General features: G+C 41.8%; 13 protein-coding genes. 1 reads left to right on the top strand and 12 read right to left on the bottom strand.

Going from position 1 to position 21,390, the window contains the following annotated elements; genetic code table 11:
* Nucleotide 1 precedes the first annotated feature (1 nt).
* Nucleotides 2–1,102: a phytase gene (locus tag ACFQZS_RS17005; RefSeq protein ID WP_377102159.1), complete on the top strand. Its 1,101-nt coding sequence runs from the start codon at nt 2–4 to the stop codon at nt 1,100–1,102.
* 619 nt (nt 1,103–1,721) lie between these two features.
* On the opposite strand, the gene ACFQZS_RS17000 is transcribed toward ACFQZS_RS17005, so the two are convergent.
* The 12 genes from ACFQZS_RS17000 to ACFQZS_RS16945 all read right to left on the bottom strand — a co-directional run bounded on the left by ACFQZS_RS17000 (nt 1,722) and on the right by ACFQZS_RS16945 (nt 21,232).
* Entirely contained in the window at nt 1,722–2,762 is a 1,041-nt protein-coding gene (locus ACFQZS_RS17000; protein WP_377102158.1) for a DUF5627 domain-containing protein, read from the bottom strand.
* A gap of 24 nt (nt 2,763–2,786) precedes the next feature.
* Nucleotides 2,787–4,550 carry a RagB/SusD family nutrient uptake outer membrane protein gene (locus ACFQZS_RS16995; protein WP_377102157.1) on the bottom strand — a complete coding sequence of 588 codons (1,764 nt, stop codon included), beginning with the start codon at nt 4,548–4,550 and terminating at the stop codon, nt 2,787–2,789.
* A gap of 32 nt (nt 4,551–4,582) precedes the next feature.
* Nucleotides 4,583–7,570 (bottom strand): SusC/RagA family TonB-linked outer membrane protein, encoded by a 2,988-nt coding sequence (locus tag ACFQZS_RS16990; protein WP_377102156.1) that lies wholly within the window; start codon nt 7,568–7,570, stop codon nt 4,583–4,585.
* Nucleotides 7,571–7,660: 90 nt separating this feature from the next.
* Nucleotides 7,661–9,481, bottom strand: a complete 1,821-nt coding sequence (locus tag ACFQZS_RS16985; RefSeq protein ID WP_377102155.1) for a RagB/SusD family nutrient uptake outer membrane protein — start codon at nt 9,479–9,481, stop codon at nt 7,661–7,663.
* 18 nt (nt 9,482–9,499) lie between these two features.
* Nucleotides 9,500–12,859 (bottom strand): SusC/RagA family TonB-linked outer membrane protein, encoded by a 3,360-nt coding sequence (locus ACFQZS_RS16980; RefSeq protein ID WP_377102154.1) that lies wholly within the window; start codon nt 12,857–12,859, stop codon nt 9,500–9,502.
* 237 nt (nt 12,860–13,096) lie between these two features.
* A complete protein-coding gene (locus tag ACFQZS_RS16975; protein ID WP_377102153.1) occupies nt 13,097–14,167 on the bottom strand; it encodes a FecR family protein in 1,071 nt (356 codons plus the stop codon).
* Nucleotides 14,168–14,262: 95 nt separating this feature from the next.
* Entirely contained in the window at nt 14,263–14,832 is a 570-nt protein-coding gene (locus tag ACFQZS_RS16970; RefSeq protein ID WP_377102151.1) for an RNA polymerase sigma factor, read from the bottom strand.
* A gap of 410 nt (nt 14,833–15,242) precedes the next feature.
* Complete coding sequence (locus ACFQZS_RS16965) at nt 15,243–16,292, bottom strand: DUF2235 domain-containing protein (RefSeq protein WP_377102150.1); 1,050 nt, start codon at nt 16,290–16,292, stop codon at nt 15,243–15,245.
* A gap of 108 nt (nt 16,293–16,400) precedes the next feature.
* Nucleotides 16,401–16,859, bottom strand: coding sequence for a DUF3237 domain-containing protein (locus ACFQZS_RS16960; RefSeq protein ID WP_377102149.1), 459 nt, complete (start codon nt 16,857–16,859; stop codon nt 16,401–16,403).
* 37 nt (nt 16,860–16,896) lie between these two features.
* Nucleotides 16,897–18,177 (bottom strand): MFS transporter, encoded by a 1,281-nt coding sequence (locus tag ACFQZS_RS16955; protein WP_377102148.1) that lies wholly within the window; start codon nt 18,175–18,177, stop codon nt 16,897–16,899.
* A 24-nt stretch (nt 18,178–18,201) separates the two neighbouring features.
* A complete protein-coding gene (locus tag ACFQZS_RS16950) occupies nt 18,202–19,449 on the bottom strand; it encodes a flavin-dependent oxidoreductase (RefSeq protein ID WP_377102147.1) in 1,248 nt (415 codons plus the stop codon).
* A 19-nt stretch (nt 19,450–19,468) separates the two neighbouring features.
* Nucleotides 19,469–21,232 (bottom strand): tannase/feruloyl esterase family alpha/beta hydrolase, encoded by a 1,764-nt coding sequence (locus ACFQZS_RS16945; RefSeq protein ID WP_377102146.1) that lies wholly within the window; start codon nt 21,230–21,232, stop codon nt 19,469–19,471.
* Nucleotides 21,233–21,390 lie beyond the last annotated feature (158 nt).

Here is a 21,390-nt window from a genome sequence, read left to right as displayed (position 1 = left end):
AATGAATAAACTAAATATATTTTACCTAGCACCACTGGCCATTATGCTGACCGGTAGTGCTTGTCAGCAAAACACCGGTTCATCAGCAACTACTGCACAAACAGATTCGCCCGCGGTTGCAGAGGTTAAGCCGGTAATAATTACAGAGCCTGTTAAATATGATACAGACGACCCTGCAATATGGGTTAACAAAACAGATCCGGCTAAAAGTTTGGTTATTGGTACAGACAAAGACGCCGACGGTGCCTTATATGTATTTGATCTGCAAGGCAAAATAGTACAGGATAAGGTAGTGCGTGGTTTAAAAAGGCCTAACAATGTTGACCTTGCTTATGGCCTTATGCTGGGCGGTAAACCTACAGACATTGCCATAGCCAGCGAGCGCATTACGCATAAGCTGCGCATATTCTCATTGCCGGATATGAAGCCGGTGGATAAGGGCGGCATAGAAATTTTTAAAGGCGAAACAGGGCCTGAGTATCGCGACCTGATGGGCATTTCCATTTACAGCGCTGCAGATGGTAAAATGTACGCTATTGCAGGGCGTAAAAGCGGACCAAAAACAGGCGGTTACTTGTGGCAATATTTATTAGGTGATGACGGCACAGGCAATGTTAAAGCAACGTTGGTACGCAAGTTTGGCCAGTATAGCGGCAAAAAGGAGATTGAATCTATAGCGGTTGATAATGAATTGAAGCACATTTACTACTCTGACGAGCAGGTGGGTGTGCGCCAGTACGATGCCGACCCTGATAAAGGCGATAAGCAGCTGGCCATTTTCGGCACAACCGGATTTAAGGCAGATCATGAAGGGATTTCTATCTATAAACTGACGGATTCTACCGGCTATATTTTAGTATCAGATCAGGGTGCCAACAGGTTTCAGATCTTTAGTCGCGAGGGTACTAAACAAAACCCGACCGAGCACAAGCTATTAAAAATAGTTAATGTTGCTGCCCGCCAAAGCGATGGCTCTGACGTAGTAAATGTGCCTTTAAATGATACTTTTAAACACGGCCTGTTTGTTACCATGAGCGATGATAAGACGTTTCATTATTACCGTTGGGAAGATATTGCAGGCAAAGAGCTAAAAATTAAATAGTGTTGATTTAAGCGATTTGCTGATAACGTTAAGGATCAAAGCCTCTGATGAAGATCAGGGGCTTTTTTTGTGGCTTATCCTTTTCTACAGGATTATTAAAAAGATGCGGTGGGTGGTGCGATTCCTTCCCTGGGGAAGGTGTAGGAAGGGGTTAACGGGCTTTTTTGCGGGAGAAACCCCTACCCGCCACTCTGCAGTCTGCCCCACCCTTCCCCGGGGAAGGAGTTTTTGAGGGTTACTGACATTTGGAATACTGCGAGCCTATAACCTCGTGGAGTATGACCGCCTGGTTGTTTTACCCGCCTGAAAGTGTTGCAAGAAAATGTAAACTTTTGTTGATTTTCAATAGCCTTATAATCAATATACTAGCTCAATTTTACAGCTAAACTTCCTGACGAATAAGTGTGTTGCAAAGTGTTGCATGTTTAAACGCGCAATAGTTATATACAACTAAAGATCAATTAGTTACAAAAAACGCTGTTGCAAGTGTTGCAAATTGTTGCATATATTCTTGCAACACCCCCACACATGCTTACTAAAGTACCGTTATAAAAAAAGTGGCATAATTAAACCTAAGTTTAATTATGCCACTAATAGCTTTTAATAAATTAAATACGGACTATTGAACTACAAAATTAAAGGTCTCTAATTTCACACCTCTGTCGCGCATTACAATAGTATCAGTAAAGTTATGTGTTGATGCCGCAAAGGCAACCTGGTATTTTAAACGGAGCACATCGCGTTTTTCATTACCCCACATGTCGCCTTTTTTTACAAACTCACCGGTTCCGGATACGGTATACCCGGCAGCTGCAGGTGCAGAAACTACACATTTACCGGCATTGTCAAACTTCATCCTAACCGCAAATGCGGTTGTACTGTTGTCTTTATTCCTGGCAAACAGAGACAAGGTGTTGTCTGTTAACGAATTGGTTGTTAAACTAACTACTTCATCCTGCTCAACATACTGTTTGTGGTAGCTTATTTTGGTATCAAGCGCGGTGTTGCCGCCATTGCCTTTTACGTCATCAACCCCTCTGCGCAAATAATTGCCATGGTACTGATTAATAAATTTTACCGCGTAAAGTATATAATCTTTGGGTACAATACTCCAATTCTGCGCTATTCTGCGATCAGGATTACTTAAAGAAGTTTTGCCTCTGAGAATTGAATCGGCACCCGAAACTTTGGTCATTCTTAACGGGATCACATAATTATTAGTTACAGCAAGCGGATCTGCAAAAAACGCGTCGGTTAACGTCACTTCAATACCACCCGACATTTTACCCTCAGGTATAACAATCTTCATGTTTGCCGGCAATGAATAATAATTGGCTGGCATAGCCACCACGTTCCCGGCAACACCGGTAGGAAGTGAATACTTCAAATTTTGTGTTAAGGTATTATCTACAACTACGTCAATGGCTACATCTTTTTTATTGCTATAAACACCGCCAAGCGTTGCCATAATTAAGCTTTTATGCTGATTATCCAAAGTATTATCATAGATGTCTTCTCCCAATGTAATGGTTCTGACAGGAGATTGATATGGAAAGTATACCGTTGAATAATCAAAGTCCGGAAACTCCCAGTCGTTATTTTTTGTGCAGGAAGCCAGCAGTACCGCGGCTGCCAACAAAGCGAAAATATTTTTTTTCATTTTTTATTTATTAGATACAAATAATTAATAGCCTTGATTTTGCACCAGGTTTGCTTTTAACACTTCTGCATTAGGTAATGGGCCATAGTACATGTGGTTGCCATACACCCTGTTTTCAACCGTGCGATAGGTAAAAGCATTTGTAGGTGAAATAAGAACACCTTTAGCCGGCTCAGTAAGCGGATCTTTCCACCTGCGCAGATCCCAGAATCTGAAACCTTCAAAACAAAGTTCTAACCGTCTTTCATTTTTTATAAGTTCTCTCATTTTATCCTTGTCAGTTATTGTAGCTAAATAGGCATCGGGTTGGCTTATCCCGGCTCTTTTGCGTATAGCGGCAATAACAGCACGTGCAGAGTAAGTAGCAGTACCTACACCATCCGGGCCAAAAGCCTCGTTAGCTGCTTCGGCATAGTTTAAAAACAACTCTGTAAACCTGATGTGTACAGCATAATGCCTTCTTGATGATGTTGAAGCCGGATTTAAATTCACGTCTTCGCGTAATAATTTACGCATGTAGTAACCGGTTCTGGTTGATGTTGGAAGAAAGTCAACGGCATCATTACCACTTTCTTGTCTTGACAAAATGGTTTTGCTTGACATGGTTGCACCGTTGGTAACAATGTATCTTGCCAACCTCGGATCGCGACCTGCATATGGGTTTGCTGCGTTATAACCACTGGCCGCAGCAGTAATTGGGAAACCATTAGCCATTGGGAAAGCATCCACCAAATTCTGGGTTGGATTTACCCTTGCGTTACCAAATAAGGTAGGCGGGAAATTATCCCTTTCAATGGTGTTAGTTTGACTACTGTTAATTCCTCTCCACAACATTTCTTTTTGGTCAACATTGCCGGTGTTTACGTTTAAAGCATCAACATTCGCTGCTAAATACCATAATGCGCCTTGTGGGTCAATACCGCTTACACCGCCTGTAATAGCCAGGGCCTGTGCAGTAAAATCTGCTGCTTTTGCCCAGTTTGTTGTTGTGCCTGCGCTAAACGCGGGGCTGGCCGCCAAAAACGCTGCTTTTGCGCGTATGCCTTTTACAATATTGGCAGATATACGTTGTCTGTTAACTTTTCCAAACACGCGGTTATAGTCAACTATGTCAAATCCCGCATATTTTGCCGGAATTTGTGCCGGACTTGTAACATCATTGTAATCAAGCGGAAGATACTTTTCAGACTCAGTTAAATCCGAGTAAATTTGTTGAATACACTGTTCAAAAGTAGCTCTCGGTTTTTTGAAATCAGAAGTTTCACTCAGATCTTCTGTAACAATAGGAACACCTAATAAAGTACCGTTTGCTCCAACGCCGCCATGGGCTTGCAAAAGGTAATACATATGGTATGCCCTCAGTGCATAGGCTTCACCTTTCATCCTGTCGTTAAACATCTGATTTACATTTTTATTCAGATAAGACCAGGTTATTTTATCTGTATTTACCAGGAATTTATTGATATAAACAATTGCCGTGTAGCCATTGTTCCACCTGTCTAATGGGTTATTTAGTGCAGACCACTGCCCTGTACCTATTCTTTGAAATGTGGCAAAAGCAGAGGTTCCTTTATCGTTAGTAACGGCGTCATCTGTAGCAACATCATTAAAGTTATAGCTATTTGTAGGCAACCTGGTATATCCATTCATCAGCAAGCCTTCTCCAAACCTTGGGTCTTGATAGGTATCTTCCAAAAGCCGATGATTATCGTCTAACGGAATGGTGAGTTTTTTACATCCGGCAAACACAGCTGCCAGTATAAAAAGTATTGTTAGTTTCTTGTTCATACTAAGTTTATTTATTTGGTACGATTTATCCTTTAAAAATTAGCTGTACATCCCAGGAAAAAGCTTCTCATTTGAGGAGCAGACCCCACGTTTAAATTCATAATATCTCTTTTAGCAGAGAAGTTATATAAGTTGGATCCAACTACATAAATATTTAGATTTTTAACAAACGACCCATCTATTAATTTTGATGGTAAACGGTACGTGATCTGCACCTTATTTAACATTATGTTGTTTGTTTTGTATAACCAAAAGTCAGAATTACGAAAGTTGTTATTATTTGTAAGTGAGCTTAAACGAGGGAATGTTGCCGTACCTGCTGTTGCCGGCGTCCATCTGTTTAAAACAATCTCAGAGTATTTATCGTCTCCGTCTACCCAAAAATAATTGCTGTTAGTAATTGCGCTTCCGCCTATTGAACTGGTACCACGAACAAATAAGGTAAAGTTTTTATATGATGCGGCTATATTTAAACCATAGTTAAATGGAGAAAGGGTACGACCTATTTGTATTTCATCGCGCTCATTAATTATATTATCGCCGTTTTGGTCAACATACTTAATATCGCCGGGTTGTACCGCGCCAAAAGCTTGTGAAGGGGATGCTGCAATGTCAGCCGCGTTAGCAAAGAAACCTTTACTTACTAATCCAAAAATTGCACTAACATCTCTTCCTGTTCTGTTTTGGTAAGCATCAGCATTTATTTCATCACGTTTAATAGCTGTGGCTTTTACAAATGTGCCGTTCAAACCGATGTTAAGATTTACAGGCCCTACCTTGGTATTAACACCTACAGCAAAGTCTACGCCGGTATATTGGTTGGCGTTATAATTTGAATATGGAGTTAATGTGCTGTAATAATTGGGATACTGCGAAAACCTTTGTGTTGGCAGGCCTTCCATATTTGTTCTGAAATAAGTGGTTTGCAAGCTGATAAGTTCATTAAAAAACGATCCTTGCAATGTTGCCGTTATTTCTTTCCGTTTTGAAAATTTAAGACCCGGGTTAGCACCATATATAGACGCGGTTGCATTGTTAGAGAATCCTCCGTCGGCCCATGTAAATCCTGCGCCCTGCTGATAGGGGTTATCATATAAATAGTAGTTATTAATATCCAAATCGGTATTCAAACTACCTGCAGAAACAGACAGTTTTAACATATCAATAAATTTAGCGTTAGCCATAAATTCTTCAGAACTTACTAACCAGCCCAAATTCACCGTTGGTGAAAATCCTGAACGGCTTCCCGCGGCCAGTTTGGTAGAATTTGAAACCCCGGCGGTAAAATCTGCCCAGTATTTGTGCTTGTAGTTGTACTTACCTTCCAAAGCTACGTTAGCATACGTTAAAGCCTGCGCTACTCCGCTAATTGTGCCCATGTTACCATAGCCAACAACAACTGCCGAAATGTTGTGGTCGCTATTAACAGTTTTATCATAGCCTAATTGCACTAAAAGGCCTTTATTCATGGTTTGGGCAGTGTTATTAATGTTTTCTGCCCCGGTACGGCTATCATTACCATATTTGGTAAGCGCAGTAATACTATCCTGTGTAGCATTCCAAGTAGGCGCATAAACCGAATAAGTATTATTAATAGACTGAAGATAAGTGTTTACAAAATCAACATTCAACCTGGTTTTTAAATACAAGCCCGGTAAAATACCACTCAAATCAACATTGATTTTTTGCGTAAGCTGGAATGAACGCCTAATTGATTTTTGATAACCTCCAACTAACAGATCAGCAAATGGGTTAGTCAAAATATCCTGCGCTCCACCCAATATATATTTTCCATCAATTATATTCCTGCTTTGGTTGGCAACAACACGGGCAGGGCCGGCAGCAACGCTGCTTATTGGTATAAGCGGAGAGTATCTGCTAGGTAAAGCAGTAGCTGCTATACCGAAGTAATTACCTAATCCGGTACGATTATCATTAAGTACGGCAGCAACATCAATAGATGTTGTAATTCTGTTGCTTAGTTTGATATCTACGTTGCCTCTAAGGTGAAAGCGGTTGTTTTGCTCGTTATTGCCTTCGCCCAGCTTAAGTAACGAGTTATTAGAAGACCAGCCTATGTTTGAATAGAACTTCGCAGTTTCATTACCACTTGTAAAGCCTGCGTTTACATCTGTACTGTTTGTACTGTTTTTGATAAATTCAGATGAGTAATAATCAACATTTGGATAACGGTATTTGTTGCCTGATCTGGAACCTGCTATTTGCGCATCAGTAAATAATGTAGGAACACCGTCATTACGGCGACCCTCATTATACAAGGTCATAAAATCTGCAGATTGAAGAAATTTTGGAAGCGCTGTTGGAGTAGAAATGCCCTGGGTTGCACGAACTTTTATTTGCGCCGGACCAACTATTCCTCTTCTTGAGGTTATTAAAATTGCTCCTTTTGCAGCTTGTGGTCCGTAAAGTGCTACGGCGTTTACCCCTTTTAAAACAGTTACCTGCCCAACTTCATTAAATGTAATATCATTTATATCACGTGCAATTCCGTCAATAAGTATTAAGGCATTTTCCATACCCCAAATATTATTTGCACCTAACAGGCCGGCAAGACGCCCCGCTGTTCCGTTTACTACAGTAAGACTGTAATCGAGGTCTATATAATCCTCTGGATTTATTACTGTTATAGCGCCCGGAAGATCTTTAACATTTACCTCGCGATTAATTAAGTTTACTGTATAATTTTTATTACTGTTATCATTTTGCAATGAAATTGATCTTGGAACGGCGTTAGCTTTATAAAACTCTTCTTTAAATCCCTTAGCTTTAATGCTGATGAGCGCATATGGAGACGCCTTTACACTAAATTTGCCCGTTGTGTCTGTTCTTCCTAAAACAGCGCCCTTGTTTAATGATATGGTAGCACCAGATACCGGCTGCCTATATTGATCGTAAACGGTAGTGCTTACGCTTATTTCAGCGGTACTTTGCGCGTATAAGTTGCTACATACAAACGTTAGCATTAAAAGCAACATTTGTAATGTTTTTATATACTTCATAGTTTCTTGTTAAAAATTTGAATTAGTTAAACCTCCTGCCATACAATTTATGGCAGTGTTACCTATATAATCCTATGTTTAAAGCTCAAATTACCATCCTGGATTTTGCCCGAAAGTAGGATAAAGGTTAACCTGGCTAAGTGGCAATGGTAACCACTCATGCTTTTTCTCAAACGTGCGCGTTATAATTAGACGCTCGCGATAATTAAGCGGTTTTCCATCTGGTCCACGGTCATACTCTGCTCCGGTTTTTTGCAAATACTCAGGGTTACCGGCTAGCTTCCATCTGCGTAGATCCAACCATCTGTGTCCTTCGTAAGCAAGCTCTACCGCTCTTTCGCGAATAAGCTGGCCCATAAAAGCCTGGCTAGACACTGTAAATTTAGGATCAATATTAGGCACAGTTGCGCGGTTTCTAATTACGTTAACTGCGTCAACCGCTGTCATATAACCAGGGAAGCTGCTTTGAGGAGTTCCGTAACCCTGCAACACCGCTTCGGCATACATTAAGTATACATCACCTAAGCGTATATAGGGCATTCTAATAGCCATTCTATCCCAATCACCATCAAACTTGTTATTACCTGGCGCGGTAAACTTACGCTCTAAATAACCTGTGCGGCTGCCACCACTTTCGCTTCGCAAAAGTCCGTTGGTAAAAAGGCTTGCGTAACGATATTCAAGCGTTCCGCCATTTCCCTGTATTAATCTTTCACCGTCAGTTATAATCGATTTATAAAATCTGGGATCTCTGTTTTTCCATGGGTCGGCAGTTGTATAGCCAGATGCAGGGTCGGTTATTGGCAAACCATTAGCCATGCCGAAATTATTAATATAATTGGCAGTTGGTGCCTCAGTACCTAAGTCTCCATCGTAACCACCTGCAGCAGGGATATACTGACGGGCTATACCAAATGGTGTATTACTGGCATTAAATACAGGGGGGCCAAAAATAACTTCAGGGTACCCCGGAATTTTGATAGGATTACTAACTATGTACCATATATTACTCCAGGTGGCAAATGGCATTAGCTTATAAACAGCCTCGCCGTTGTCTGACAGTTTTAACATTCTTACAAATGCATCGGCTGCCTTTTTGCACATTTCCTGATCATATGCAGCAGGGCCTCCACTAACTTCGTTCATTAACGGGCTACCTGCATATAAATAATCTTTACCCAAAAATGCTAATGCTGCAGATTTGGTAACTCTTAACTGGTTATTATTAAGCGTTGCCTGGCCAACTGTGGTTTTATCCCAATCGGCAGGTAATAATGCAGCAGCAGCTTCAAAATCTTTTGCTGCTAAAAGCGCGGTTGCCCTGTAACCAAGCCTTGGTAGTTCTAATTTTTCTGTTGGAGGCAAAACTCTGTCAATGTAAGGAAGCCCGCCCCAGTAAATCATTAATTCAAAATGGAAAAACCCGCGGAAAAACAATAATTGACCTTTAATTATGTCTTTTTCTTCCTGTGTAGCATCCACCAGTTTATCCAGGTTGGCAAGGCCAAGGTTGGCTTTACGTATACCATACCAGGCTAATGGCCATAAACCTTTGTTTTTACCTTCTCCGGGATCAGTGTTTGCTGATGACTCATTTAACCAGGAAGCACCTGATGTCCATGACAAATAATTGCCCTGGTCAAATTGCCAGCTCAATCTGTTTAAAGAAGTTGTACTTGGAACTATCTCATCTGCCCAATTCCAGTCGCCGGTCCAATCCGGGTGCGACATATCGGGTACGCAGTAATATAATTCCTCTGTAAAGCCCTGGAAGTTTCTGAAGTTAACAAACGCTTCTTCGTCTGAAATAGAAGCAGCAGGAGACCTGTCTAAATATTTTTTACAAGATACTACTCCAAAACTCATCAGCACTACGGCTGTAATAAGTATCGCTTTTGTATTAATTTTCATGTTCTTAGTTTCTTTTATTTAAAAACTCATGTTAATTCCCAAGTTGTAACGCTTAACGGTTGGGTAAGCACCCTGACCACCGCTTGTTCCAAAATTCGCTTCACGATCATCTGGTAATTTTGACCACAGTATAAGGTTACTTCCGTTTAAAAACACACGCAGAGATTTTACACCTATCCTTTTTAATATTTCGCCTCTGAATGAATAGGCTACTTCGGCTGTTTTTAAACGTATGTATGAGCCATCAAGGTCATAAAAAGTACCCAGGCCGCCATCGTAATTTTTTGTATTCCAGCGCGGAACCGGTAAATCGGCGTTACGGTTTTGTAATGACCAGTACTCGCCCTGTGGATATACCGCGTTTAAGCTGTTTGCAAAATTGGTTTGCTGCACGTTTCTTATCACGTTGTTTACAGAGTAGAATTGTGCAAATGCACTAAACCCTTTATATTCAAAACCAATGGTTGCATTGTAGGTATTTTGAGGTCTTTCAGGGTAAGCGTAAGGCACATTATCAAAAGTGTTAACAACACCGTCTCCGTTAAAATCAACAAGGTTAAAATTTCCCGGAAGTTTGTCACCATCATTAGAATCATGCCTTGTGCTGCCGTAAATCTCGTCCCAGCTATTGGCAAATCCGTTTGATAGTATTGATTTGTACTGGTTGATTTGAAACCCTGCTTTTTTCTGATAATCAAATAACAATTGCGGATCATCAGCATCTATAACTTTATCTACAGCATGCGTCATGTTGGCATTAAGCCACACCCTCCAATTGCTTCCAAAGCGCTTGTTTAACCTTATTTCCAGTTCGTAACCTTTAGTTGTTACCTTACCCAGGTTCGCTGTTGGCGGCACGCCACCAAAATATGCCGGTGTTGCCCGCTGGTTGCCCGCAATCAAAATATCTCTCCGGTTATCTCTAAACACCTCAACCGAACCCGCCACAAGACCTTTTAAAAACGAGTACTCAAGGGCAACGTTAGTTTTTTCTACAGTTTCCCATTTCACATCGGGGTTGCCTATACTGGTTTGTCTGTACCAGGTATAAGGGCTGTTGGTGTTGGTGAGTTCACCTAAACGGCCTACGTTACCATAAGCCCATTGCGACATATATAACCATCGCCCGTTGATGTTATCATTACCCACTAAACCGTATGAACCGCGGAATCTGAAAACATCCACCCAAGGCAATTTATCTTTAACAAATTTCTCTTCACTCAGCGTCCAGCCGGCTGCTATTGAAGGGAAAAATTGAAATCTATGGTCGTTGTTGAATTTTTCGGAACCGTTGTATGATCCGTTTACTTCAAGCAGGTATTTCCTCTTAAAATCATAAGTAGTTCTAAAAACCCAGTCTTCCCGGTAGTTTGGAAACTCACTACCTGTAGCGGCCTCACTACGCTGAAACATACCCATCGCAGTAATATTATGATTTCCAATTTTCAGGTCCTCATTTAACTGCATCTGGTAAAATAATTGACGTCTTGTTGAGCCGTTTTGCATGGCATCGGGCGCATAAGTCCAGGGCGCCACAATGTAATCAAACATATCCCTGGTGCCATTAGTTGTGCTTTTATAAGATATCCGCCCATCATCAGGGTATATATACTGCTGGAACGCCTCGCCACCATCATTAATACCTCCTGAGCCCACAAAAGTGTTATCAAGCGATATTGTTCCTTTCAAGCTAAGGCCCTTTACTAACATACCCAAATCTTGCCTTAAGGTAAAGTCAGTATTAAACTGGGTGGTTTTGGTGCTTCTTACACCTCCGTTTGCTAAAAGGTATACAGAGTTAGCTACCGAAACGTTATCGGGCGCGTAATATCCCCAATTTCCGTTAGCATATCTTGGCGGATTAATATCAGGCGGGTTAACATATGCTGCCTGCCATAACGTATATTCAAAACCACTGGTTGTACTCTGTCTGTCGCCAAACAGGCCCGCTAAATTTGCAGAAAGCGTGGTGGTTTTTGTTATTTTAAAATCAAGGTTGCTACGTACGTTTATCCTTTCATAACCAAAGCCGGCTCTGTATCCCTTATTATTTTCGTAGATTTTCATTACGTCACCTTCGTTAAGGTAATCTACAGACGTAAAGTATTTAACAAAGTCCGTTCCGCCTGATACGCTGATGTTAGGATTATAAGACATCGCCGTTTTTTTGGTTGTTTCTTTAATCCAGTCAACGTTTGGATATCGCTCTGCTTCGGCTAAATCTTTAGGGTTGCGGTATTTGTCAAGCTCTGCAAATGGTACATACTTACTCCACGAAGCAGGCAGGGTTCCCAACTCACGCTCAATAGCTAAGTTTCTTATTCTTAATGCATCATAAGAGTCGTACTTAGGCGGAAGCCTCGACGGCGCTTTCATAGTAGCATTCATAGTTACATTTATGTTTGCTTTACCCGCGCTTCCTCTTTTAGTAGTTATAAGTATTACACCATTAGCACCTTTCACCCCAAATACAGCGGTAGCCGATGCATCTTTTAATACTGATATAGTTTGTACTGACTGAATATCCAGGCCAGCCATAGAACGCTCGATTCCGTCTACCAAAACAAGCGGGCTGCTGTTGTTCCAGGTACTTTGCCCTCTAATTGTTATAGTAGGATCTTCCAGGCCTGGCGCGCCTGTACTTTGTATAGTGGTGATACCCGGAATATTTCCGGTTAAGGCAGCACCTATATTTGATACCCCTCCGGCTCTTTGCAATACGGTCGCGTCTACCTGCGAAATTGCGCCAAGTACGCTTTGTTTTTTCTGCGTTCCGTAACCTACCACAATTACTTCTTCAAGGCTACTTAGCTTTTCTTTAAGTGTAGCATTTATGGTTCTGTTGGTGCCTACGGCCCTTTCAATCTCATCATAGCCTAATGATGAAAAAACCAATATGCTTGACGAATTAGGCACGTTGATTTTGTAAGATCCCTCGCCATCTGTTGCAACAGCTATGGTAGTTCCCTTAACCTTTACAGTAACCCCGGGTAAAGGGGTCTTGGTTTTTTCGTCGATAACTTTACCGGCAATTTGTATTGATTGCGGCGGCGCGTCGCCCTTGGTATTTAAAACTATAACACCTTCGGTTGCTTCGAAAGTTAAGTTCAATGGCTCAAGAAGATCCAGCAACACAGAAGAAAGCTGTTTTTGATTTGCAAAAACATTTACCTTTTGTTTAACGTCTACTTGTTGATCGCTGTAAAAAAAACTGATTTTATATGTCTTCTCCAGCTGCGATAATACATTTATCAGCTGAACGTTAGACTCGTTTATAGTGACGATTTGTTGTAATGCAATTTGCGCCTTTCCATCCTTTGCGAGAGAAGACCCTATCATTGTTAAGATGAGCGCTAACTGTAAAAAAGTAATCCTCATAAAAGTTATTAGCAGAGGTTTTAATTTCATACTTTTGGTTTATGGTTAATAAGTTTTATTGATCATGTCAAAAAAAATCCCGTAACACCTTGCGGTGATTTAATGTGTGTGAGAAGCCATTATTGGTGGGATTTTTAAACGGCGGTATTTTATACGGCCGTTTTTTGTTAAGTAATTTTTCTAATCATATCTTCAAAATTTAGGGTTATCGGTTATATAGCTTTAATTGGTTTCTAATTAATATATTCTAATACGGCCCGCTTCTATTTGATAATTAGCGTTTACTGCTTTACATATAAACTTTATCTTCTCGTCAAGAGACAGCTTACTAATGTCTCCGGTTACCGAAGTTTTTCCGTATTTATCGTTATTGTAGTCAATCGTTATATGATAAGCCTCTTCCAGTTTTTGAATAATATTAAAAAATGGAGTTTCCTTAAAAACGAATGCATTATACGCCACATCGGCAGATAAAGTTGGATGATTAACAACTGTATCTGTTTTAATTTTTTCTGTTGACGGAGCGTAGGCTACCTGCGTATTGGGTGTTAAAGTAATCCAGTTGCTTTCCTGCTGATCATCGGTGCGGTTAACCATTACTTTACCGGTGATTACTACAACGGTGCTTACTTGATTTTCAGCTGCATTTACAATGAAACTTGTACCTAAAACCTTTGTAGTAAGATATTTTGTATGGACAAAAAATGGTTTGTTGGGATTTTTTCTTACCTCAAAAAAGCCTTTACCTTCTAAAGTTACTTCTCTTGTTGGTGCTGAAAAATGTTTTGGATATGCCAAGTTTGAATTAGGACTTAAAACCACTACGCTACCGTCTGAAAGTTCAACAACCAAACTCTCTTTTGACTGATTTTTTATCCTGGTTAGATTGGTTTCGAAGGGTGCCGGTAAAGCTGTTACGTTATCTGCCTTTTTATTAACGTTGCTTATAATATATCTGTAACCAATTGCCAGAGTAAACAATACAACAATACTTGCTGCAACTTTTAGCCAGGTATAAGAACGGCGAGGCATTTGTACCACCTCGGCCTCTGGCATACCTGTTGCGTGTTTGTTAACGTAATTAACAATATCAGATATGTCATCTTCGGTAAGATGCTTGTTGTTATCTTTAACGCGTATAGCCGTTAAAATAGCCCGCGCATTTTGTAAGCGTGTTACCTTATCAGGGTTTTCGCGTTGCCACTTATCCCAGAAATCAGAATTTTCTTTTTGCGGATTTAATACCCATTCTATAAAAGAGTCGTCGCAAACAAAGTCTTCGACCTCGAAATCCCGGTAACTATTCATTTATTATAATTGGTTTAACAGTAAAAGACAATTTTTCTGAAAATCTACCCTACAAAATGTAAAATAGTTGAACTTTCAATAAAAATAACTGTTAATCAGACACTTAAAAATTTAAAGAGCACCGCAACCAGTGGCAACCACTCTGCTCTAAAATTTTTGTAAGCCTTTTGAAGTAAATTATAAACAGATTGAGAACTGATATCCATCAGCTTTGCAATTTCTGTTAAGGTAAAATTCTCGTAGAATCTTAAATAAAGTATTTCCTTTTGCCGGGGTGGCAGTTGGTTAATTATTGACTTTATTTTATCGGCAACTTTAAGGTTATCCAGATCTGCAATTATTTTCGTTTCGATATCAAATTCAACATCGAAAAAATATTCATCTGCCAGCTCTTCGTTCTTTAGCCATTTTTTCTGTTCGCGGATGATGCTTGTCTTTGTACACTTTAACAAATACCACGTAATTGAATCAGTTGAACTTAAATTGGCTTTATTGTTCCACAGCGTTAAGAAAATTTCCTGAATGCAGTCTTTCACCAGGTCTTCGTCAGAGCACATACGGCATCCGTAGCCGAACATCCTGTCAGAATACTGCTTGAGAATTTGAGCATAAGCAACCTCATCACCCCCTAAAAAACGATCCCATAACTCTTTCTCTTTATACATATCAACCGGCAGCTAGCTTTCAAGATATCACGATATAAGTAGCCCGGAAATTTAGGCAACTTTTAGGCAACAAACTAATGCAAAATTACATAAACTAAAAATACTCTATATTCTTCAATACTTGCTAAAAATAGCAGAACACTTTTGTAAAAAAAACATATTGATATGTGCGTGCCTAAGTTAATGTTGAATAATTGTTGAATAAATGTATATCTAACAATTTATTGATGATTTATTGCAATTGTGTTGGTGGGGAAGAGGATGCTCGCCTGAGTAATAGCCATTATTAACATACGGCTAATTCATCAAAGGTTATGGCAACGCGTTTGGTGCTGATGTGTTTTTGCCGGGTTTTTACTTATGCTACGCACCATTCGGCGAGACATTGCAGGGAGTAACAGCGCAATGGTCTAACCGCGGGGGAAGTATTTTTTCAAATTAGCAGGGCGGTAAGTTTTATCCTTTTCCAGGCGTTCAAAAACTGATTCGTCTATTACCTGGTTGGGGTATTTAGCATCTTCAATCTTACGCCATAGCTTACCGGTAAACCAATATAGAAAAATAAAAGAGTTATGCTTAACACCCAGGGGATTGAGGTCCAGGCCGCTAAGCTTGCTTTCGTCGAATACAAGGCCGCACGCCACTGCTTTCCGTACCAGCCAGTGCAGCGGGCCGTTGCTCAAACCACGCTCTTCATATCCTCCGCCAACATCACAATGCACACCCGCAAACCAACGCTGCTCCATATCTTTGGTACGTACGGTAGCAGTGGTATTTGTGCTGGCTTCCCACAAGGTGGCATCAAAAGGTTTACGACGCTCGTCAATGGCAAGTGCATGGTAGGCATAATCAATGGTGCTGCTCAATTTAACATCATGAAACCGGTAGCGGGCAAAATTGTAGACGCGCCAGGCAGTCAGCGGGATACCGAGTGCCCCAACCGTGTCCCAAACGCCAATAAATTTTATGCGGGTAATATCCTCCTGACTATAATTGCGACGGAAGGCCGTCATCAGATCACTCTGTGGCTCGGTATAATCATTACGGTCGCGATATAATTCATAGGCCCTGTCTACTAAGTGCAAATTGTTGGGCTTAAGTATTCCACACGTACGAATAAATCCCGCCAGGCTACGGGCCGTATAAGCGCCCCGACTGAAGCCAAACAGATAAAGTTCATCGCCAGGTTCATAACTCATCACCAGGAAACTATAAAGATTTTTGATCTTTTGATCTATCCCCAAGCCAATGCCGCCACCCAGCAACTTATCACGCAAACTATAGCTGGAACCTACCCCGGTCTCGTATGCTTTCAATTGAAGCACGCCATCATTACCTACAGGCGCTATAGCATTATACAGCAAACATACATTTGAATCCAGGGGTTTTCCGTCTTTGTCTTTGTCGCCTGGTTTATCCCAGGTACCGTCGCTACACGTAATGATACGTTTTGGTGGCATGTGTGATTTAAGTTTAGTTTCTATGTCTAAGATACAACAACTTTTCGCCCATACAAAGCCAGATAAGATCTACAATAAAACGTTCGGGTTACGCGCAAATCAGGTTTATTATACTATCCGCCAAACATCAATTAACACTTGCTTTGGTTTGCGTGTCCCCGTTGCTATAAAAACAGACCGTGTTAACCATGCGTATTCCGGGTTGCCTGTTTCAAACACAGGTATTGAACGGAAGTAATATTCAGAAACATCTACTTCTTCTCCTTTAGCCAACCGTTGCATTACTTCCCGTGGGCCATGGCGCAAACCGGCATTCGTTATAGTGATCAAATCGCCATCATCGGTTTGAAGCATATATCTCGCCTCAATTTCTACTACTTCATCAGAGCGAAGAAGCTGCCAGTCGTAACCACCAGCTACTACCTTGCCCTTTATATTGGGCCCTTCAAAACTGCCGCCCGTTATAGGCACAATCTTACGAATGCCTTTAGCGGTCGTCCCTACTTCCTGTATACCTGCGGTTACATCTACACTAATGCGAAAACAAAATTCAAGTAAGGGTTGCATGATTTATTTATTTAAATGAGTATCAAGAAGATAGCATCTACTTGATACTAAATTCAACTTTTGAAAGCTTTGGTGACAACAGATGAAACACTACCGTTGCCGTAAGAAAAGCCATCCCGCAGCAAATAAAAATAAGATTATAACCACCTTGCAAATTGTTGGCTGCTTTGTAACCATCTAACAAAATACCTACACCCTTGGCTGCCAGCATACCACCTACCGCGCCGCCAAAACCGCCAATACCTGATACCGAACCTACTACCGCTTTCGGGAACTGATCTGAAACAGTGGTTAGCAAAACGCCTTTCCATACCGTATGCGCGCCTCCGGCAAAAGCAACTATATAAACACTCACCCATACATCATGGCTATATTGAATAAGCACTACCGGTAACACCAATGCCACACAAATAAACATAGTGGTTTTGCGGCTGCTGTTTATTGTATGCCCTCTTTTTATAAAATAAGAAGACAGCCACCCGCCCGAAATGGTAAGAACGGCTGTAATTGCATAAACAACGGTAATAGGGAGAGCTATCTCTGTTTTTGACATGCCGTTGCTGGTAAGGTACGAAGGCATCCAGAACAGGTAGAACCAAAATACAGCGTCTGTTAAAAAGTTAGCCAGAAAGTACCCCCACGTGGCTTTCTTTGTAAGCAGTTTGGGTATAGATACTTTCACTTCTTCTACTGTTGTATTAGCAGTTTGGTGGGCCGTAATAAAGGTGAGTTCTTCTTTGTTTACACGGCTGCTTTGCTGGGGTTTGCTGTATAAAAAATACCAGGCTATAACCCATATAAAACCCAACGACCCGGTAACAGCGAAGGCTGCCTGCCAACTGTAATTATTGGCTATCCAAAGCACGCAGGCAGGAGCCAATAAAGGCCCAACCGTACAACCGCTAACCATAATACCAGTGGCCAGCGAGCGTTCTTTTATGGGAAACCACTCTGCAATTGCTTTATTAGATGCCGGGAAACTGGCCGCTTCGGCAAAACCTAAGCCCCCCCTTGCAAACATAAAGCCGGTTGTGGTTTTTACAAATCCATTAAAAACAGCCGCAAGGCTCCATACAAAAACAGCAAGCCCATAACCTATCTTGGCACCTACCCTATCAATAAATCTGCCCGACAAAACAAAACCCACCGCATACATAGCCTGGAACCAGAATACGATATCGGCATAATCCTTCTCCGTCCATTTAAATTCTCCTTCCAGTATCGGCTTTAATAAACCTATGATCTGCCTGTCAATATAATTGATGGTAGTTGCCAGAAAAAGCAATCCCAGTATGGTGTATCGGTAATTCGTGCGCATTGGCTTGGTTGGGTTTATGTAGGTTTAGTGTTTTTGATTTAACGCTTCCATTTCAAATCCTGCTATTTTTTTGTACCGTGCAGCTACAGCGTCAAGTTCATCCTGCGAAATAATATCATACAAATTTTCAAAACCATCAGGCGCCCTTTCCTCAACTATCTGCATTACTTCTTCAGGGCCCATTTTGCGGTTTTGCAATACGATGTTGCTGGTTGCCGGTAGTCTGATGCCTTCAAATTCTTTTAATGCCGTTTCAATTTCATCGTTCCGATGAAGACATTCTGTTAAACATTCCGCATCCAATATAGCCTGCGAAGCCCCGTTGGAACCAATAGGGTACATGGGATGCGCGGCATCGCCCAATAAGGTGATCCGGTCAAACGTCCACCGCGGCAAAGGGTCACGATCCGACATCGGAAACTCGTAAACGGCTTCGGCATTATTTATCAGCGATGGAATATTTAACCATGAAAACTCCCATGATTGAAATTGCTTTAGCAGCTTTTCTTTATCCGCCCGCCTGTTCCAATCGCGTACCATTATGTTTTCCTCTTCGCCAACCTGCAGATCGGCTATCCAGTTAATAAGCTGATTTCCGTCTTTATCCGGCTTTGTTATGGGGTAAGCTACAAACTTTTTACTTCGGCTCCCCGCCATAATCATAGAAGATCCGGAAAGAAAAGGCTTTGCTATAGTGGTGCCTCTATGCAGAATGATACCCGAAAATTTGGGTATCCCCTCTACCGGATAAAACTGTTTACGCACCACCGAATGGATGCCATCTGCGCCTATCAGGGCATCTGCCTCAACGGTTACCTGCCTATCGCTTCTTTTATCGGTAAAAACAGCAGAAATACCTCTGGATGTGTTCTCGCAAAACTGCAAATGGTGGCCGGTAAAAACTTGATCAGCACCAATTACATCTTTTACCTTTTGCAGCAAAAGCATTTGAAACGTGCCCCGATGCACCGAAAACTGCGGCCAATTATAACCGGCGAACATCCCCCGTGGCTCGCCCCATATTTTCTGTCCGAACTTGTTGAAGTAGATGAGTTCGCGGGTAGCAACGGCTACATCAGCCATAGCTTCCTGCAAACCTAAATTGGTAAGCACGCGCACGGCATGCGGCAAAAGGTTGATGCCTACACCCAACGGTTTTATCTCCGGGGTAGATTCATATACCGATACGTCAAAACCCGCATTATGCAAACTCAGGGCGGCAGTTAATCCACCGATACCCCCACCGGCAATCACTATTTTTTTATTATTCATTTAAAAAAAATAGCGCTGCTTACTTCAGCAATTTTAGGTCGGCTGTGGTACTAACGTAAGAGGAAGCATCTTCCACAGCTCCGCTTGTATATTTGGGATAATTTGGATAAGAACAAAGCAGATATCCTTTCACTTTTGTATCTGTGCCTATGCGGCCCTTACCATCTACAACAAGTGTCTTAGCGGGCGCTTGCTTTTTCTCAACCCATAATACCAATAAATCTAAATTATCGTCGCCATTGGGGCCGGCAATAGCTTTCGGGGTTACCGGTTTTCCTTCACCATTAACAGCGTAGCCTTTACCACTTAAACCGTGGCCGCCATGCGGCACTACAAATAACCTGGCAAATTCGTCTACTTTGGCTCTTCCCATTTTATCAATCACAGACTGATAGTAATCCAACTGAGCCCCGTCTGATGCCAAATTATCCATCAAACCGCTTGTAATGATCATTTTTCCGCCGCGTTTATAAAATGCTGAAAGATCAGGATTGGTAGCATCCAACCAGGTTGAGATCTCCGTTCTGCGCTTTGCGTACTGGCCATCTTCCACATAATCAAGCGAATTTGCTTTAAGGTCCTGCATCAGCATTCCGGTAGCACCTGCTATACCTAGGTGAGTGAACGGGCGGGCATTTTCCGGTGCCCCTTCCTGTCCTTTAAAACGGGCATTGGCAATAAGCCCAAAATCTGCCGGCGATGTATTTGGCAACCACATGCCGAATGATTTAACGCCATTGGCTAAAGGCGTTTTCCATGTATACGGGCTGTACATAAACTCAAGCGTTTTTATTTGCCCGTCGGTAAGTTTGGCGTTCTCTGTTGCATCTGCAGGGTTTGGATCTATACCGTTTGGTGATCTTAATGCCTTCCATGGATCCTTGGGCCCAATGCCGTCTTTTACGTTAAATATGGCGCGGGCGGCCATGTAGTTATTTATCATACCGTCGGCAACGCCATCAAGCGCATCGGTCTGTCTCAGAAACTCAGCAGTGATAGCTTTTACTTTGGCAGGTGTTACCCAGTTGGTTGCAGCTTTCTCCTGTATACGCACCAAAACAGGGGCCAGCATAAGGGTTGAATTATTAAGGATAGGAACATTGGCAATAATGCCATCATAATCTGCCGGGTAACGCTGCGCAACAGTTAACGCTTCACGTCCTCCCTGCGAACTCCCTACATAATAGTTGAATGCAGGTTTTCTTCCATAAACACGCTCCATAATAACTATGGCTGCATCATGTGTTTTTTTCATCTGCATGTAGCCCAAATTTTTTATGGCTTCGTCGTTAACTGCCCAGTCGTCTCCGCCGCTTGGGCCCGTTGCCAAAGGTTTGTTGGCTCCGGTGGCAGGCCCCATACCGCCGGCCTGGTGGCCGCCGTCGCTGCCATAAAGTGCAAAACCTTTACCCAATGCAGCACCTCTGGCACTTACGCCAAGTGAACCGTTCATTCCGCCACCACCCTGCTGCATACCCCTTGCCGACCAGCTTGCCGGTAGTATCACCCTGAAATTAATGGGCCAGCTTTTAGGATCAACGGGCATTATAGAACCCTCAACAATGCCATGTGCAGGCGTTGTTCCTGCGGCCTCAACCCAGCGGGGCTCATAAAGTACTACCGAGCCAACAGGCTCGCCGATTGCTGAAGCGGGGATGGAACGCCCTGCCTTTTCAATATCAGCTTTACTAATAACGATGTTACCTGTGCCTGCCTGGCCAAATACAGAACCGCTTATTAATAAAAAAAAGAATACTTTAAGTATAGCTATTGGTCTTCTCATGATTAGGGTGGTTTGGACACACAAGATACTAAAGTGCAGGATTTTTACCAACATTATTTTAGGTCAGTACATTGCGCGTTAATTTTGTTTTAAAATTTTGTTTTTGGCAAAACATTTTGCTGCCTCCCTTGTTTCTTCGTTTCCGTTCATATCCATAA

This window comes from Mucilaginibacter calamicampi, assembly GCF_042676765.1.
GTDB lineage: Bacteria > Bacteroidota > Bacteroidia > Sphingobacteriales > Sphingobacteriaceae > Mucilaginibacter > Mucilaginibacter calamicampi.
Note: the sequence above shows the minus strand (reverse complement) of the source record. Positions and strands in the feature narration are given on the sequence as shown.

Coding starts and splice junctions, on each gene's coding strand:
- ACFQZS_RS17005 (WP_377102159.1), top strand. CDS start 2: ATGAATAAACTAAATATATTTTACCTAGCACCACTGGCCATTATGCTG.
- ACFQZS_RS17000 (WP_377102158.1), bottom strand. CDS start 2,762: ATGAAAAAAAATATTTTCGCTTTGTTGGCAGCCGCGGTACTGCTGGCT.
- ACFQZS_RS16995 (WP_377102157.1), bottom strand. CDS start 4,550: ATGAACAAGAAACTAACAATACTTTTTATACTGGCAGCTGTGTTTGCC.
- ACFQZS_RS16990 (WP_377102156.1), bottom strand. CDS start 7,570: ATGAAGTATATAAAAACATTACAAATGTTGCTTTTAATGCTAACGTTT.
- ACFQZS_RS16985 (WP_377102155.1), bottom strand. CDS start 9,481: ATGAAAATTAATACAAAAGCGATACTTATTACAGCCGTAGTGCTGATG.
- ACFQZS_RS16980 (WP_377102154.1), bottom strand. CDS start 12,859: ATGAGGATTACTTTTTTACAGTTAGCGCTCATCTTAACAATGATAGGG.
- ACFQZS_RS16975 (WP_377102153.1), bottom strand. CDS start 14,167: ATGAATAGTTACCGGGATTTCGAGGTCGAAGACTTTGTTTGCGACGAC.
- ACFQZS_RS16970 (WP_377102151.1), bottom strand. CDS start 14,832: ATGTATAAAGAGAAAGAGTTATGGGATCGTTTTTTAGGGGGTGATGAG.
- ACFQZS_RS16965 (WP_377102150.1), bottom strand. CDS start 16,292: ATGCCACCAAAACGTATCATTACGTGTAGCGACGGTACCTGGGATAAA.
- ACFQZS_RS16960 (WP_377102149.1), bottom strand. CDS start 16,859: ATGCAACCCTTACTTGAATTTTGTTTTCGCATTAGTGTAGATGTAACC.
- ACFQZS_RS16955 (WP_377102148.1), bottom strand. CDS start 18,177: ATGCGCACGAATTACCGATACACCATACTGGGATTGCTTTTTCTGGCA.
- ACFQZS_RS16950 (WP_377102147.1), bottom strand. CDS start 19,449: ATGAATAATAAAAAAATAGTGATTGCCGGTGGGGGTATCGGTGGATTA.
- ACFQZS_RS16945 (WP_377102146.1), bottom strand. CDS start 21,232: ATGAGAAGACCAATAGCTATACTTAAAGTATTCTTTTTTTTATTAATA.